Genomic DNA, 14,318 nt, shown 5'->3' with positions numbered 1-14,318 from the left:
AGCGTAGCGACGAAGCAATCCATCCTTTCTTTGTGTGGTGACATGGATTGCTTCGCTTCGCTCGCAATGACGGAAGGTTTTGCACAACAGGGAAGGAACGCAGAGTGGCTAATAACGTCAAGAAAGTTTGGGCCTCGGGCAAGGCCGTGGTGAACGCCTGGCTGGCGATCCCGTCGGGATTCTCCGCCGAGGTGATCGCGCAATGCGGTTTCGACAGCGTCACCGTCGATATGCAGCACGGCGTGCAGGATTATATGTCGATGGTGCAATGTTTCCAGGCGATGAACGGCCATCCGGTGACGCCGATGGTGCGGGTGCCCTGGAACGAGCCGGGCATCATCGGCAAGGTGCTCGATGGCGGCGCCTATGGCGTGATCTGTCCGATGGTCAACACCAGGCAGGAAGCCGAGAACCTCGTTTCCTATTCCAAGTATCCGCCGCGCGGCACCCGCTCGAACGGCCCGATCCGGTCCGGCATGTACGGTTCGGCCGGCACCTACCAGCAGACGGCGAACGACGAGATCGTGTTGCTCCCGATGATGGAGACCAGAACGGCGGTCGAGAACATGGAATCGATCCTCGATGTCGAAGGCATCAACGGCGTCTATATCGGTCCGTCCGACCTCGGCTTCTCCTATGGCCTGGTGCCGAAGCTCGACCGCGACGAGCCGGAGATCCTCAAGATCTACGAGAAGATCGTCAAGGAGTGCGGCAAGCGCGGCCTCTATCCCGGCATTCACTGCAGCGGCGCCGAGGGCGCGGTGCGCGCGATCAACATGGGCTTCAAGCTCGTCACACTTGCGAACGAGAGCGGCCTGATGATGACATATGCCAAGATGCAGGTGGCGCAGACCCGCAAGGATTCCGCCGGCAAGGCGTGATAAGACGCGAATAGCGAATGGCGAATAGCGAATGGGGGGAGTGGAGCGTAGATCATACTATTCGCCACTCGCCACTCGCCATTCGCCAACTTAAGGAGACACCCGATGGCCCCGACACCCGTGATCCGCCTGCATCCCGATGACGGCGTGCTGATCGCGCGCTCGAGCCTGCCGCCCGGCATGGTGGTGGCCGATGGCGTCACTACGCTCGAGCGGATTCCCGCCGGCCACAAGGTCGCGATCAAGCCGATCGCGACGGGCGAACCCGTTCGCCGCTACGGCCAGATCATCGGCTTTGCCACCGTGCCGATTGCGCCGGGCCAGCATGTCCACACGCAGAACTGCGGCATGGGCGATTTCGCCAAGGATTATGCGTTCGGCGTCGATGTCACGCCGACCCCGAACTTCGATCTGCCCGCGACCTTCGACGGCATCCGCCGCCCCGACGGGCGGGTGGCGACGCGTAACTATATCGGCATTCTGACCTCGGTGAACTGCAGCGCCCATGTCGCCGGCATGGTCGCCGATATCTTCAAGAAGAATCCGTTTACCGGCGACAATCCGCTGGCCGATTTTCCCAACGTCGATGGCGTGGTGGCGCTGACCCACAAGACCGGCTGCGGCATGACGCAGGACGAGCCGCTGGCGCTGCTCCGGCGCACGCTCGGCGGCTATGCGCGGCACGTGAATTTTTCCGCGGTCGTGGTGTTGGGCCTGGGCTGCGAGGTCAACCAGATCGGCGGGCTGATGCAGGAGCAGAAGCTCGCCGGCCGCCTGCGCGCGATGGACATCCAGGAAGTCGGCGGCACCCGCAAGACCGTGGAGGCCGGCGTCGCCTTCGTGCGGGAGTCGCTGACGGACGCGAACAAAGTGAAGCGCGAAAAGGTCGCGGCGAGCGAGCTGATGGTCGCATTGCAATGCGGCGGCTCCGACGGCTATTCCGGCGTCTCGGCCAATCCGGCGCTGGGGGTTGCGAGCGATCTTCTGGTGCGCCATGGCGGCACCGTGATCCTGTCGGAAACGCCGGAGACCTATGGCGCCGAACATCTGTTGACCCGCCGCGCGGTGAGCCGCGAGGTCGGCGAAAAGCTGGTCTCCCTGATGCGCTGGTGGGAAGACTACACCGCGCGCGAGGGCGCCGAGATGAATGCCAATCCGAGCCCCGGCAACAAGGCCGGCGGCCTCACCACCATCCTGGAAAAATCGCTGGGCGCGATGGCGAAGGCCGGCAGCACCAATCTGGTCGACGTCCTGAACTATGCCGAGCCCGTCACCAAGAAGGGTTTCGTGTTCATGGATACGCCGGGCTACGACCCGGTGGCGGCGACCGGGCAGGTGGCCGGCGGCGCCAATCTCGTCTGCTTCACCACCGGCCGCGGCAGCGTGTTCGGCTGCAAGCCCGCGCCCTCGATCAAGCTTGCGACCAACACGCCGATGTACAGGCGCATGGAAGACGACATGGACGTCAATTGCGGCACCATCCTCGACGGCGAGGAAACCGTGCAGCAATGCGGCCAGCGCATTTTCGAGCTGATGCTCAAGACCGCCTCGGGCCAGCCGACCAAGAGCGAGAGTTTTGATTTCGGCGGCGCCGAATTCGCGCCTTGGGTGCTCGGCGCGACGATGTAGTGCAGGGCGGGTTGGAGGCGCAGCCGTAACCCGCCCACTTCAGAGAACGACGGGCCACGATCTGTTGGTTTGGATGGGGATGCACGTCGTGTCGTGTCGGAAGATGGCAGGCTACGGCTGCGCCTCCAACCCGCCATACCGACCTCCCAGCCAGCCCATGAAAGTGGCGGATTACGCTTCGCTCCAATCCGCCTACGGGCTGCTGGTGGAACGATGGCCGGAGTTATTCGTCGACATGTCGACGCTGCTGGATTCGGCTGTTTAGGGCTCATGCGAAATTTTAACGGAAAATCTCTTACATGCGCGAAACTTGGACGATCGCAATGGCCGCTGGTCTTGCCCAATCATACCAATGGCTTATACTTCCAACTTGATCCAATGCTTCGAAACAATATGCCGTTCCAGGACGGGCGAGCGCGCTCATTGTCCGGGTTCCAATACGACGGTCCGACCAGGACCGTTCCAGGGTGATATTCTGAAACCCTGCCCATTGACCTGCCGATGGGCCCGGAGCCCGTCATGGTCTATCGCCACACGATCGACGCCACCACTTACGTGTTCGATGACCTGCGCGATCTGCTCGCAAAAGCCACGCCGCCGCGTTCCGGCGATCGCCTGGCGGGGTTGGCTGCCGACAGCGCGCAGCACATGATCGCGGCGCGGATCGCGCTTTCCGACGTCCCGCTCAAGCAGTTCCTCAACGAAGCGGTGATCCCCTACGAGGACGACGAGGTCACCCGCCTGATCTTCGATACCCACGATGCGTCAGGCTTTGCGGCGATCTCGTCACTGACTGTCGGCGCGTTCCGCGACTGGCTGCTGTCCGATGCCGCCACCGGCGAGGTGCTCGGGCAATTGTCGCGCGGGATCACGCCGGAAATGGCCGCGGCGGTCTCAAAACTGATGCGCAACCAGGATCTGATCCTGGTCGCGAAGAAATGCCAGGTAACGACCCGATTTCGCAACACAATCGGGCTGCGCGGCCGGATCAGCGCGCGGCTGCAGCCCAATCATCCCTTTGATGACGCCAAGGGCATCACCGCCTCGATCCTCGACGGCCTGCTGCTCGGATCGGGCGACGCCTGTATCGGCATCAATCCGGCCAGCGATGATCCCAATGTCATCGGCGGCCTGCTGCGGCTGCTCGACGGCATCATTGCGCGGCTCAAAATTCCGACCCAGGGCTGCGTCCTGACCCATGTGACGACCACGCTCGGGTTGATCGGGCAGGGCCTGCCGGTCGACCTCGTGTTCCAGTCGATTGCGGGAACCGAGGCCGCCAACCGCGGCTTTGGGGTCGATCTGGCGCTGTTGCGGGAAGCGCGCCAGGCCGGGCTGTCGCTGCGCCGTGGCACGGTTGGCGACAATGTGATGTATTTCGAGACCGGGCAGGGCTCCGCGTTGTCCGCCAACGCCAACCATGGTGTCGATCAGCAGACCTGCGAGGCGCGCGCCTATGGCGTTGCGCGTGCGTTCGATCCGCTGCTGGTCAACAGCGTGGTCGGCTTCATTGGCCCCGAATATCTCTACGACGGCAAGGAAATCATCCGCGCCGGCCTCGAGGATCACTTCTGCGGCAAATTGCTCGGCCTGCCGCTCGGCGTCGACGTCTGCTACACCAACCACGCCGAAGCCGACCAGGACGACATGGACAATCTCTTGACGCTGCTGGCGGCCGCCGGCGTGACCTTCATCATGGGCGTGCCCGGCGCCGACGACGTGATGCTGAACTATCAGTCGACCTCGTTCCACGATGCGCTCTATATCCGCGACCTCTTCGGCCTGAAGCGGGCGCCCGAGTTCGACGATTGGCTGTTCCGTACTGGTCTCGCCGGCGCCGATTTCCGGCTTGCCGGTGACGCAGGCATGCTGCCTGAATTTGCGGCGGGGCTGATCGCCTAGGCCGCGTTCGGCGCGCTTCGTCGTATTTTCAGGCAACCAAATCAGCCTCGCGGCGTTGGTACGACGCCACAATATTGAGGAATTTCTGGCAGAGTCTTCAATGCCGTGGTTAGATTTGCGCAGGTTTCGCCTGAGGAAGTTGAATGAGAGCTGAAGGCATCGAGACGGTACGGCGCATCCTCTGTGTCTTCCCGCGCTATACGTCTTCGTTCGGAACTTTCGAATACGCCTATCCCCTGACCGACGGCGTCCAGGCCTTCATGCCGCCGCAGGGGCTCTTGTTGATCGCGGCCTATCTGCCCGAAAACTGGCCGGTACGGTTCATCGACGAAAACATCCGGCCCGCCACCAGGGAAGACTTCGCTTGGGCGGAGGCGGTGTTCGTCAGCGGCATGCACATCCAGCGCCAGCGGATGAACGACATCTGCCGCCGCGCGCACGCATTCGACCTGCCGGTCGCGATCGGCGGGCCGTCGGTCAGCGCTTGCCCGGACTACTACCCCTCGTTCGACTATCTCCATGTCGGTGAACTCGGCGACGCGACCAATGAGCTGATCGCGCGACTGGCGCGCGATCCGTCGCGCCCGGAGCGGCAGGTGGTGCTGAGGACGGTGGATCGCGTCGCGATGACCGAATTCCCGATTCCGGCCTACGAGCTTGCCGAGATCAGAAAATACTTCCTCGGCAGCATCCAGTATTCGAGCGGCTGCCCCTATCAGTGCGAGTTCTGCGACATCCCGGGTCTCTATGGCCGGAACCCGCGGCTGAAAAGCCCGCGGCAGATCATCGCGGAACTCGACAAGTTGCGCGAATGCGGCGTCACCGGTTCGGTCTATTTCGTCGACGACAATTTCATCGGCAACCGCAAGGCCGCGCTGGATTTGCTGCCGCATCTCATCGCCTGGCAGAAGCGGACCGGCTATGTCATGCGGCTCGCCTGCGAGGCGACGCTCAATATCGCCAAGCGCCCCGAGATTCTCGAGAAGATGCGGGAAGCCTTCTTCATCACCATCTTCTGCGGTATCGAAACTCCCGATCCCGAGGCGCTGAGGGCGATGCAAAAGGACCACAACATGATGGTCCCGATCCTGGAAGGCATCCGCACCATCAACGCCTACGGGATGGAAGTCGTCTCCGGCATCATCATGGGGCTCGATACCGACACGCCCGAGACCGGCGATGCGCTGCTTGGCTTCGTCGAGGAATCCCGGATTCCGCTGCTGACGATCAATCTGCTGCAGGCGCTGCCGAAGACGCCGCTGTGGGATCGCCTCGCGCGCGAAGGCCGCCTGGTCGACGATGACGGCCGCGACTCCAATGTCGATTTCCTGCTGCCCTACGATCAGGTCGTCGGTTCGTGGCGCCGATGCATGGACGTCGCCTTCCAGCCGGAAAAGCTTTTCGCGCGTTACCAGCATCAGTGCGATTACACCTATTCCCGGCGGATCAAGGTGCCGGTCGCGCCCGAGCAGAAGAGCTGGGCCAATATCAGGCGCGGCCTGGTCATGCTCCGCAATATCTTCTGGAAGGTCGGCGTGCTCGGTGATTACCGGCAGGTGTTCTGGAAATTCGCGCTGGGGCGGCTCAGGCGCGGCGACATCGAAGGCCTGATTGCCTCGACATTGATCGCCCATCACCTCATCATGTTCGCACGCGCGGCGTCGGGCGGTCAGCAGAACGCATCGAACTATTCGATCCGGCTGCGCGAGGCCTCGGTTCCGGCCGAGTAACGCAAACATGAAGCCGCCGCCGCCGCCCCGTTCGCTCGAGCGCTTGCGGGAATTGACCCCGGCACGGGTCGGGCTCGGCCGGGCAGGCATCAGTCTGCCGACCGAGGCGTTGCTCGGTTTTGCGCTGGACCACGCACGAGCGCGCGATGCCGTTCATGCGGCCTTCGATGTCGCGGGCCTGGCTTCCGGGCTGACCGCGTTCGCAATGCCGCCGGTCCAGGTTGCCAGTCAGGCCCGCAACCGGCGCGATTATCTGCGGCGTCCCGACCTCGGACGCATGCTCGATCCGAGGTCGAGACGATTGCTGGAAAGCCGCGGCGGGATCGCTGGCCAGCTTGCCATCGTGATCGGCGATGGCCTTTCGCCGACCGCGGTCAACCTGCATGCGGCCGAATTGCTGCGCCATCTCATTCCCCGGTTGGCCGCCGACGGAATCGAAACCGGCACGCTCGTGATCGCATCGGGCGCACGCGTGGCGCTGGGCGACGAGATCGGGGCCATTCTCGCCGCGCGGATGCTGGTCATGCTGATCGGCGAACGGCCGGGCCTGTCCGCGCCCGACAGTCTGGGATGTTATCTGACCTTTGCGCCGCGGATTGGCCTGGCCGATGCCGCGCGCAATTGCGTCTCCAACATTCATGGCGCAGGACTTCGATATGACGAAGCCGCGTTCAGGATCGCCTGGCTGATTCGCGCAGGCCTTGCGCGGCAACTCACCGGCGTGGCGCTAAAGGACGAAAGCGGCGCGCAGACGCCTCCGCGGGTCGCCTTTGACCCCGGTGTGTGACAAATCTGATACTTGGCGCCGACTTTCGCCGTACCCGCGCGGATTTGACCTGCCCCTCGCGCTTGCGAGAGGGCGGCCGGACCTGTAAAACCCGCGAGCTTGAATTTGCCGCGTGTTTTCAAAGGCTAGCGCCCATCAGCATGGCTGCAGCGCCGCAAGGCGCGCCCAGAGCTCAAGCTAGGCAAATCCACCCGATCTCAGAACTGGACAGGGCATGCTCGATAAGAACACCGAAAGTCGCGTCCACGTCGAAGCGATCGAGGAGCGGCCGGCCAAGAGCATCGCCTTTGGGCTCGAACGGATCGGCCTGATCGCGGTCAAGGCGCCGATCCTGTCCTGCATCATCCTGGGGGCGCTGATCATCGGCGCGATTTTCGGTATCGAGCGCATCAAGATCGACGATTCGCTGAGCCAGCTGTTTCGCTCCAATTCCAGGGACTATAAGCAATACGAGGCGGTGACAAAACGCTTCCCGGCCACCGAATTCGACGTGCTGGTGGTGGTCGAAGGCAGGACGCTGCTCGCGCGCGAGAATCTCGAGAAAATCCGCGACATGGTCACCGACCTGCAACTGGTCGACGGCGTGCGCGGTCTGGTCTCGCTGTTCTCGGCGCGCCAGGCGCCGGAGCCCGGCAAGCTGCCGGCGGCATTGTTCCCGCCGGAACTGCCCGAAGGCCCGGCCTACGGCAAATTCGTCGAGACCGTGAAATCCAACGAGATCATTCGCGGCAAGCTGTTGTCGGAAGACGGCACGCTGGCGCTGGTCGTATTGTCGCTCGAACCGGATATTGTCGCCAGCAACAGTCTCACCAAGGCGGTCGGCGATATCAGGAAGATCATGGCCGACGATCTCGCGGGCAGCGGCCTCAACGCCCAGCTATCCGGCGTTCCCGTCATGCAGCTCGAAATCCGCAACGCGGTCAAGCGCGACGGGCTGACCTACAACATCCTCGGCATTCTGGCCGGCTGCATCATCGCCATCATCTTCTTCCGCAAGATATCGTTCATGATCGTCGCCGCGTTCCCGCCGATCATTGCGATCCTGCTCGCACTCGGCGCCCTCGGCTGGGCCAATTTCAATCTCAACATGTTCCTGAACGTGATGACACCGCTGATCATGGTGATCAGCTTCTCCGATTCGATGCAGCTGACGTTCGCGGCGCGCGACCGTCTGATCGCCGGCCAGGACAAATACACCGCGTTCAAGAACGCCGTGATGGTGGTCGGGCCGGCCTGCGTGCTGACCCACGGCACCGCCGGCATTTCGTTCATCGCCCTGCAATTCTCGGATTCCGAGCTGATCCGCAAATTTGGCGAAGCGGGCCTTGCCGCCACCATCATCGCGCTGCTCGCGGTGCTGTCGCTGGTGCCTGCTTTCGGCGTCCTTCTGGTGCGCAACGAAAAGGTCTTCGCGGTGAAATTCCAGAGTGCCGATGCCGGCGTTCAGGCGCTGCGCAATTTCTGCTACTGGATCGCCGTGCGCATGGTCAGCCGGCCCGGGCTGTTCAGCCTGTTCGCAGTGATCGTGGTCGGCGGTCTCGGCGTGATCTACGCCAATCTGGAGCCAAGATACCGGCTGGCCGACCAGGTGCCGGACAAGCGGCAGGCGGTGGCGGCCTCAAGCCGCCTCGATGCCAAGCTCACCGGCGCCAATCCGATCGACGTGCTGATCGAGTTCCCCAAGGGCGCCTCGCTCTATGCGCCGGACACCCTGACGACGATCGCCGAAGTCCATGCGATGGTCGAAACCCAGGCTGGCGTCGGCAACGTCTGGTCGCTCGAAACCTTGCGCCGCTGGCTCGCCGAAAAGGCCGGCAGCTCCGATGTCGCGACGCTGAAGGAATATGTCAGCGTGATCCCGGAGCATCTGGTGCGGCGCTTCATCTCCGCCGACCAGAATGCGGTCGTGGTGTCGGGCCGGGTGCCCGATCTCGATTCGAGTCAAATCCTTCCGGTGGTCGAAAAACTCGATCATGCGCTCGACAAGGTGCGCGCCGAGCATCCCGGTTACGAAATCGCGGTTACCGGCCTTTCGGCCATCGCCGCGCGCAACAGCGCCAACATGATCGAGAAGCTCAACCGCGGCCTGACGGTGGAATTTGCGCTGGTCGCGATCTTCATCGGACTGGCGTTCCGCTCCGTGGTGGTGATGTTCTCCTGCATCCTGCCCGGCATTTTCCCGGTGGTGCTGTCGGGCACGGTGCTGTGGCTGCTCGGGGAGGGGCTGCAATTTGCCAGCGTGGTGGCGCTCACCGTGTCGTTTGGCCTTGGCCTCAGTGCGACCATACACTTCCTCAACCGGCTAAGACTCGAGAGCAAGCCCGGCATCGGTTCGGAACTGGCGGTGGAGCGCGCCACCGTGCTGGTCGGTCCGGCGCTGATCCTGACCACGGTGGTGCTGGCCTGCGGGCTGGTGGTGACGGTGTTTTCCGACCTGCCGTCGCTGCGCCTGTTCGGCTGGCTCAGCGCGTTCTCGATGGTCGCGGCGCTGGTCGCGGATCTCTTCATCCTGCGGCCGACGGCGATGTTCCTGATCAACCTGTCGGAAAAGCTTCGCGGGACGGCGGGTCTCGCGAAGCCGGCGGAGTAGTTCTTGAAAGGGAGAACGAAGGGCCGCGCTATAATGTTTCGAGCGAGGTAGATGCTACCTAACCTCTGGGCGTTGAACGGAAACGACACTGCCCGGTCCTACCAGGTCGAGCTCAAGCGTCACACGCTGCGCTATAAGGCGTGGTGCACGCGTCCGCCCGTCGCTTTCAAAATCGACAATCCCGGCTTCATGAAACTTTTTGAGCGTACGGGACAGATTTGATTCTTTGCGATTTGCTAGTTGGGCCAGGGCACGTACAGAAGCTGGACGCTCTTTCCCGATCAGAGCCAACAGGATTAAATTTTCTGCGGATAGTAGTTTGACCATGGCCTCCGGCGAGGCTGTCGTGCCAAGCGAGCGCGCAGCGGTTTCATCGCTGTCAAACCAGCGCTTGGGCGTGTTGGTAGCCGCAGCTGGGTCAGTCACTACCCGCTTCGTCCATTTCATGAATTCGCCGATTGAACCGCTCTTATAGGTCATTGGGTATCCCCTTTTCATTCAGTACACGCTTTACTTCGGCCCAAAAATCTTCCAGCAGCTTGGCCGCGGTCGTGAAGGCGTAGGGTCTGCCGGAGTCCGTTTCACCGCGATGCCAGTGATCATAGGCTTGCGAAGCCTTCACGTACTTCCCGCCGGGTCGCTCGACCGCGTGTGCATTGTCGAAACGGATACAGGGCTCACCGTCCTTCGGGCGAAGCACAAGCGCATAATTGATGCCGTGAGGTCGTTTCTTAGTTACCTCGGTTCGCCCAACCTTGAACTCAACTACATACGCTTCAGCGGTCTCGAAGCTTGTTCCGTCGAGCGAAAGCAGCATCTCCAGTTCAGCATCATCATTCATAATACAGGATATGTTATGTATATCCTATCATCATAAGATATACAAGTTTCAAAATTGGTGCGATTTCGTGGGCTTGGTGCTCAGGTATGGCCTCGGGGTCGGCGCGACGATCCACTTCGTCAACCGGCTACGGCTGGGGGGAACCGGGTTTAAGTTCCGAACTCGCCGCGGTGCGCAGCGGTACCGGTCGGACCGGCGCTGATCTTGACGATAGTGGTGCTGGCCTACGGCCTGGGTGGTGGCTGTCGTATCCGACCGCCGTCACCGCGCCTGTTCGGCTGGCTCAACGCGTTCGCGATGGTCGCCGTTTCAGCCCCTGGTCATCGTGATCGTGACGCCGCGGATTTCGCCCTTGGAGTCGATCTGAACGACCTGCTTGGCGCCGTTGGTCCGGAGATTCAGGCTGGCGGCAAATCCGGACGCCTCGACGAAGACGTCGATCTGTCCGCCGCCCGCGGTGCCCTGCAGATTGCCGAACACGTTGCGGCTCGCTTCGCTCCAGTTGCCGGAGATGCGCTCGCCCTGGCTCGTCACATCGCTGGAGAGATCGAACTTGTAGCTGTCGCTGGCGCAATGCAGATTCTGCTTCAGGCCGAGCCCGTTAGCGTTGACCTTGTAGTCGGCCTTGCATCGGATGTGTTCGGTGGTGCCGTTGGAGAGCGCCACCGTGCCCGAGCCGGTCCACGATCCGTCAAAACCGGCAAATGGACCGCTCGACTGCGCGGAGCCCGCGGCGATAGACAACATCAGCGCCGCGCCGGTGCCTGCCGCCTTGATAGCCTGATAGAATGAGCTGGAACCAGACAGTTTCATCGTGAGTTTTCCCATCAAAACAGACGTTGTTTGCAATATATGTCGTGCCGCGTCGAAGGTTTAGTGTCACCGCCATGTGTTAGGTTCAAATGACGGGACGCCGCCAGGCGGGCCGGGACCGGCGGCGACCGTCATTTGCTCCGCGCAATCGCTCGACAATCCGGTGTCGGCGGGCATGGTCGGCACGGATCTAGCTTTGGTCCGGGTCTGTCTGCAACAATTCATCGCAAAAATTGATCGAAAAACAGCCACTAACCCACAGATTGTTGTTTGGAAGTTTAGCCCGTCGTAAATTTGGCCGCAATTGACGGCGCTTGTCTTTTTTTCCTGCCGCGGTCCGCGGCGCCTGCAATCCCGATAGATCCGTCCCGGCCATTCCAAAGCGCCTTTCGGGGACTGATTATTCTGCTGTCGAAATGAAGGAATACGATGCGAAAACTTCTCCTTGCTCTCGCCCTGTTGTCGATACCGTTTTCGTCGGGTGCCTTCGCCCAGCAGCAACGCGGCGGCACGCCGGACGAGCAGAAGGCCTGCACCCGTGACGTGCAGCGCCACTGCCGCGCCGTGATCGATCAGGGCGACTTCACCATTCTGGCGTGCCTGAAGGAAAATCGCCCCAAACTGTCCACGGCCTGCGAGCAGGTCCTGAAAAATAACGGGCAATAAGGCGGCGCCAGCGTCCAACGATCGCTGTTTCAGACCGGTGGCCGGCTTGACGGCCGGCCCGGCGACACCCGCGAGCGGTCACGGATAGCATTGGTTTTGGCGGCGTATTCCCCTATATGGGGCTCGCGATCCCTCCCATGCGCCCAAGCGTCGGCGCATGCGCCATGCCAGGATGAGTGTAGCCCGTTGCCGATGACCAGCGCGAGCGAACTGCGATCCGGAAAGACCCACCGCGACGAGAATTTTCCGGTCGCGTCGTGGATCATTCATCCGCGTCACCGGGCGCTGATCCTGGCGTTCTACAATTTCGTCCGCACCGCCGACGACATCGCCGATCATGCCACGCTCGACGCCCAGGAGAAGCTTCGCCTGCTCGACCTGCTCGAAGCCGAACTGCTCGGCAAGGGTGACAGCCAGAAGGAGGCCGTCAAGCTGCGCGATGCGCTGGCGGAGCGCGCGATGCCGCCGCGCCACGCGCTCGATGTCTTGATCGCATTCCGGATGGACGTCACCAAGCTGCGTTACGAGAACTGGGACGAGGTGATCCATTATTGCCGCTATTCGGCGATGCCGGTCGGTCGCTTCATGCTCGACGTGCACGGCGAGAGCACCTCGACCTGGGCCGCGTCGGATGCGCTGTGCGCCGGCCTGCAGATCAACAATCACCTGCAGGACTGCGCCAGGGACTATCGGGATCTCAACCGCGTCTATCTGCCGCGCGATGCACTCGCCGCGGCCGGCGCGACCGTTGAAATGCTGGGCGCGGCGAAGTCGGCGCCGCCGCTGCTGCAATGCCTGCACGGGCTGGCGGTGCGGACTGAAACCCTGCTCGACGAAAGCAGGACACTCGGCGCGAGGGTGAGGGATTTTCGGCTGGGGCTCGAGATTGCCGTGATCCAGGCGTTTGCCGACAGGATCGTCAACCTGCTGAAACGGCGCGATCCCCTCGGCGAGCGGGTTCACCTCAATCCGCTCGAATTGGCGGTCCACAGTATCGGCGGCATCGCCCGCGAGATGACCCGACGCGCCGCGGGGCGGCGGCCCGTTTCCAGACCGGCGGCCGGCGCATGAGCCTTGAGACGGCGGCGGCCGACGCAAATTACGGCACAACCGCGTCCGGCAGCTCGTTCTACGCGGCGATGCGCATCCTGCCGCGCGCGCAGCGCCAGGCGATGTTTCAGATCTACAGCTTTTGCCGGAAGGTCGACGACATCGCCGATTCCGACGCGCCGCGGCCCGAGCGGCTGGCGGCGCTCCAGCAATGGCGGGACGATATCGACGCGCTGTATCGCGGCCATCCGCCCGCGCGCCTGCAGGACTACGTCGCATCGGTGCGAAGGTTCGGTCTCAAGCGCGAGGATTTCCTGGCCATCGTCGATGGCATGGAGATGGACGTGCCGCAGGACATCCGCGCGCCGGATCTGGCAACGCTCGATCTCTATTGCGATCGCGTCGCCAGCGCCGTCGGGCGATTGTCGGTCAGGGTGTTCGGTCTTCCCGAGAATGACGGCATCCTGCTTGCCCATCATCTCGGCCGCGCGCTGCAATTGACCAATATCCTGCGCGATGTCGACGAGGATGCCGGGCTCGGCCGGCTGTATCTGCCGCGCGAAGCCCTGCTGCTGGCCGGGATCACCGGCGACGATCCGTCCCGGGTGATCGCCGATCGGGGGTTGCCGAAAGTATGCCTGCCGCTTGCCGAGCGGGCCAGGATACATTTCCAGAAGGCCGATGAAGTCATGAACCGCAACTCTCGGCGCATGGTGCGCGCCCCGAGGATCATGTCGAAATATTATCACGCGATACTGGACTTGCTGATCGCACGGGGATTCCAATCGCCGCGCGCGCCGGTCCGCGTCGGCAAGATGGCCCGCATCGCCATCCTGCTCCGTTACGCGTTGATCTGATGCGAGAGACCGTCCACGTCATCGGCGCCGGCATTTCCGGCCTCGCGGCAGCCGTCAGGCTGGCGAATGCCAATTACAAGGTGCATGTTCACGAGGCCACGCAGCAGGCCGGTGGCCGCTGCCGGTCCTATTTCGACGCCGCCACCAACCTCACCATCGACAACGGCAATCATCTGCTGCTGTCGGGCAACCGTCATGCGCTGGCCTACGCCAGGTCGATCGGCACCGAGGCCGGGCTGGTCGGGCCGCAGCGCGCGCAGTTTTCCTTCGTCGACCTCGCGACCGGCCTTCGATGGCAGCTCGACCTCGGCGACAGCCGGTTGCCGCTCTGGGTGCTGGACGAGACGCGCCGCGTCCCCGATACCGGCCTGCTGGATTATCTCGCATTGATGCCGCTGATTTGGGCTGGGACGGACAAGCTCGTCGGTAGCGCGATTCCCTGCGACGGCACGCTGTACCAGCGGCTGGTGCAGCCGCTGTTGCTGGCCGCGCTCAATGTCGACCCGCCGGAGGGGTCGGCAGGGCTCGCCGGCGCGGTCGTTCGGGAGACGCTGCTGGCGGGCGGACGGGCC

The 14,318-nt window shown here is 62.9% G+C and carries 13 protein-coding genes; 10 read left to right on the top strand and 3 right to left on the bottom strand.

Annotated elements, in window-relative coordinates:
• Positions 1 to 104: 104 nt before the first annotated feature.
• The 6 genes from WCE35_RS05565 to WCE35_RS05540 all read left to right on the top strand — a co-directional run bounded on the left by WCE35_RS05565 (position 105) and on the right by WCE35_RS05540 (position 9,519).
• A complete protein-coding gene (locus WCE35_RS05565; RefSeq protein WP_424592346.1) occupies positions 105 to 881 on the top strand; it encodes an HpcH/HpaI aldolase family protein in 777 nt (258 codons plus the stop codon).
• A gap of 105 nt (positions 882 to 986) precedes the next feature.
• Entirely contained in the window at positions 987 to 2,510 is a 1,524-nt protein-coding gene (locus WCE35_RS05560) for a UxaA family hydrolase (protein WP_424592345.1), read from the top strand.
• A gap of 519 nt (positions 2,511 to 3,029) precedes the next feature.
• Entirely contained in the window at positions 3,030 to 4,412 is a 1,383-nt protein-coding gene (locus tag WCE35_RS05555) for an ethanolamine ammonia-lyase subunit EutB (protein ID WP_424592344.1), read from the top strand.
• A 143-nt stretch (positions 4,413 to 4,555) separates the two neighbouring features.
• Positions 4,556 to 6,142, top strand: a complete 1,587-nt coding sequence (locus WCE35_RS05550) for a B12-binding domain-containing radical SAM protein (RefSeq protein ID WP_424592343.1) — start codon at positions 4,556 to 4,558, stop codon at positions 6,140 to 6,142.
• A gap of 7 nt (positions 6,143 to 6,149) precedes the next feature.
• Positions 6,150 to 6,929 (top strand): ethanolamine ammonia-lyase subunit EutC, encoded by a 780-nt coding sequence (eutC, locus tag WCE35_RS05545; RefSeq protein WP_424592342.1) that lies wholly within the window; start codon positions 6,150 to 6,152, stop codon positions 6,927 to 6,929.
• Positions 6,930 to 7,143: 214 nt separating this feature from the next.
• A complete protein-coding gene (locus WCE35_RS05540; RefSeq protein ID WP_424592341.1) occupies positions 7,144 to 9,519 on the top strand; it encodes an efflux RND transporter permease subunit in 2,376 nt (791 codons plus the stop codon).
• 54 nt (positions 9,520 to 9,573) lie between these two features.
• Here the strand turns inward: WCE35_RS05540 and WCE35_RS05535 are convergent, their stop codons facing one another.
• The 3 genes from WCE35_RS05535 to WCE35_RS05525 all read right to left on the bottom strand — a co-directional run bounded on the left by WCE35_RS05535 (position 9,574) and on the right by WCE35_RS05525 (position 11,173).
• The gene (locus tag WCE35_RS05535; RefSeq protein ID WP_424592340.1) at positions 9,574 to 9,999 is read right to left on the bottom strand and encodes a hypothetical protein; all 426 of its coding nucleotides are present in this window, start codon (positions 9,997 to 9,999) and stop codon (positions 9,574 to 9,576) included.
• Positions 9,989 to 10,336 (bottom strand): toxin-antitoxin system TumE family protein, encoded by a 348-nt coding sequence (locus WCE35_RS05530; RefSeq protein WP_424592339.1) that lies wholly within the window; start codon positions 10,334 to 10,336, stop codon positions 9,989 to 9,991. Before WCE35_RS05530 ends, WCE35_RS05535 begins: the two co-directional genes overlap by 11 nt.
• A gap of 333 nt (positions 10,337 to 10,669) precedes the next feature.
• On the bottom strand, positions 10,670 to 11,173 hold the full coding sequence (locus tag WCE35_RS05525) for a hypothetical protein (RefSeq protein WP_424592348.1): 504 nt from the start codon (positions 11,171 to 11,173) through the stop codon (positions 10,670 to 10,672).
• Between the two features lie 429 nt (positions 11,174 to 11,602).
• Between WCE35_RS05525 and WCE35_RS05520 the strand changes: the two genes are divergently transcribed.
• The 4 genes from WCE35_RS05520 to WCE35_RS05505 all read left to right on the top strand — a co-directional run.
• Positions 11,603 to 11,839 (top strand): cysteine rich repeat-containing protein, encoded by a 237-nt coding sequence (locus WCE35_RS05520; protein ID WP_424592338.1) that lies wholly within the window; start codon positions 11,603 to 11,605, stop codon positions 11,837 to 11,839.
• A gap of 192 nt (positions 11,840 to 12,031) precedes the next feature.
• The gene (gene hpnC / locus WCE35_RS05515) at positions 12,032 to 12,910 is read left to right on the top strand and encodes a squalene synthase HpnC (protein WP_424592347.1); all 879 of its coding nucleotides are present in this window, start codon (positions 12,032 to 12,034) and stop codon (positions 12,908 to 12,910) included.
• Entirely contained in the window at positions 12,907 to 13,746 is an 840-nt protein-coding gene (hpnD, locus tag WCE35_RS05510; protein WP_424592337.1) for a presqualene diphosphate synthase HpnD, read from the top strand. The genes hpnC and hpnD overlap by 4 nt, the downstream gene beginning before the upstream one ends.
• On the top strand, positions 13,746 to 14,318 hold a 573-nt coding region (locus WCE35_RS05505; protein ID WP_424592336.1), incomplete at its 3' end, for a hydroxysqualene dehydroxylase. The genes hpnD and WCE35_RS05505, both read left to right, overlap by 1 nt.

This window comes from Bradyrhizobium sp., from assembly GCF_049691595.1.
In the GTDB taxonomy this organism is placed as follows: Bacteria; Pseudomonadota; Alphaproteobacteria; order Rhizobiales; family Xanthobacteraceae; genus Bradyrhizobium.
This window is presented reverse-complemented; position numbering and strand designations above follow the sequence as displayed.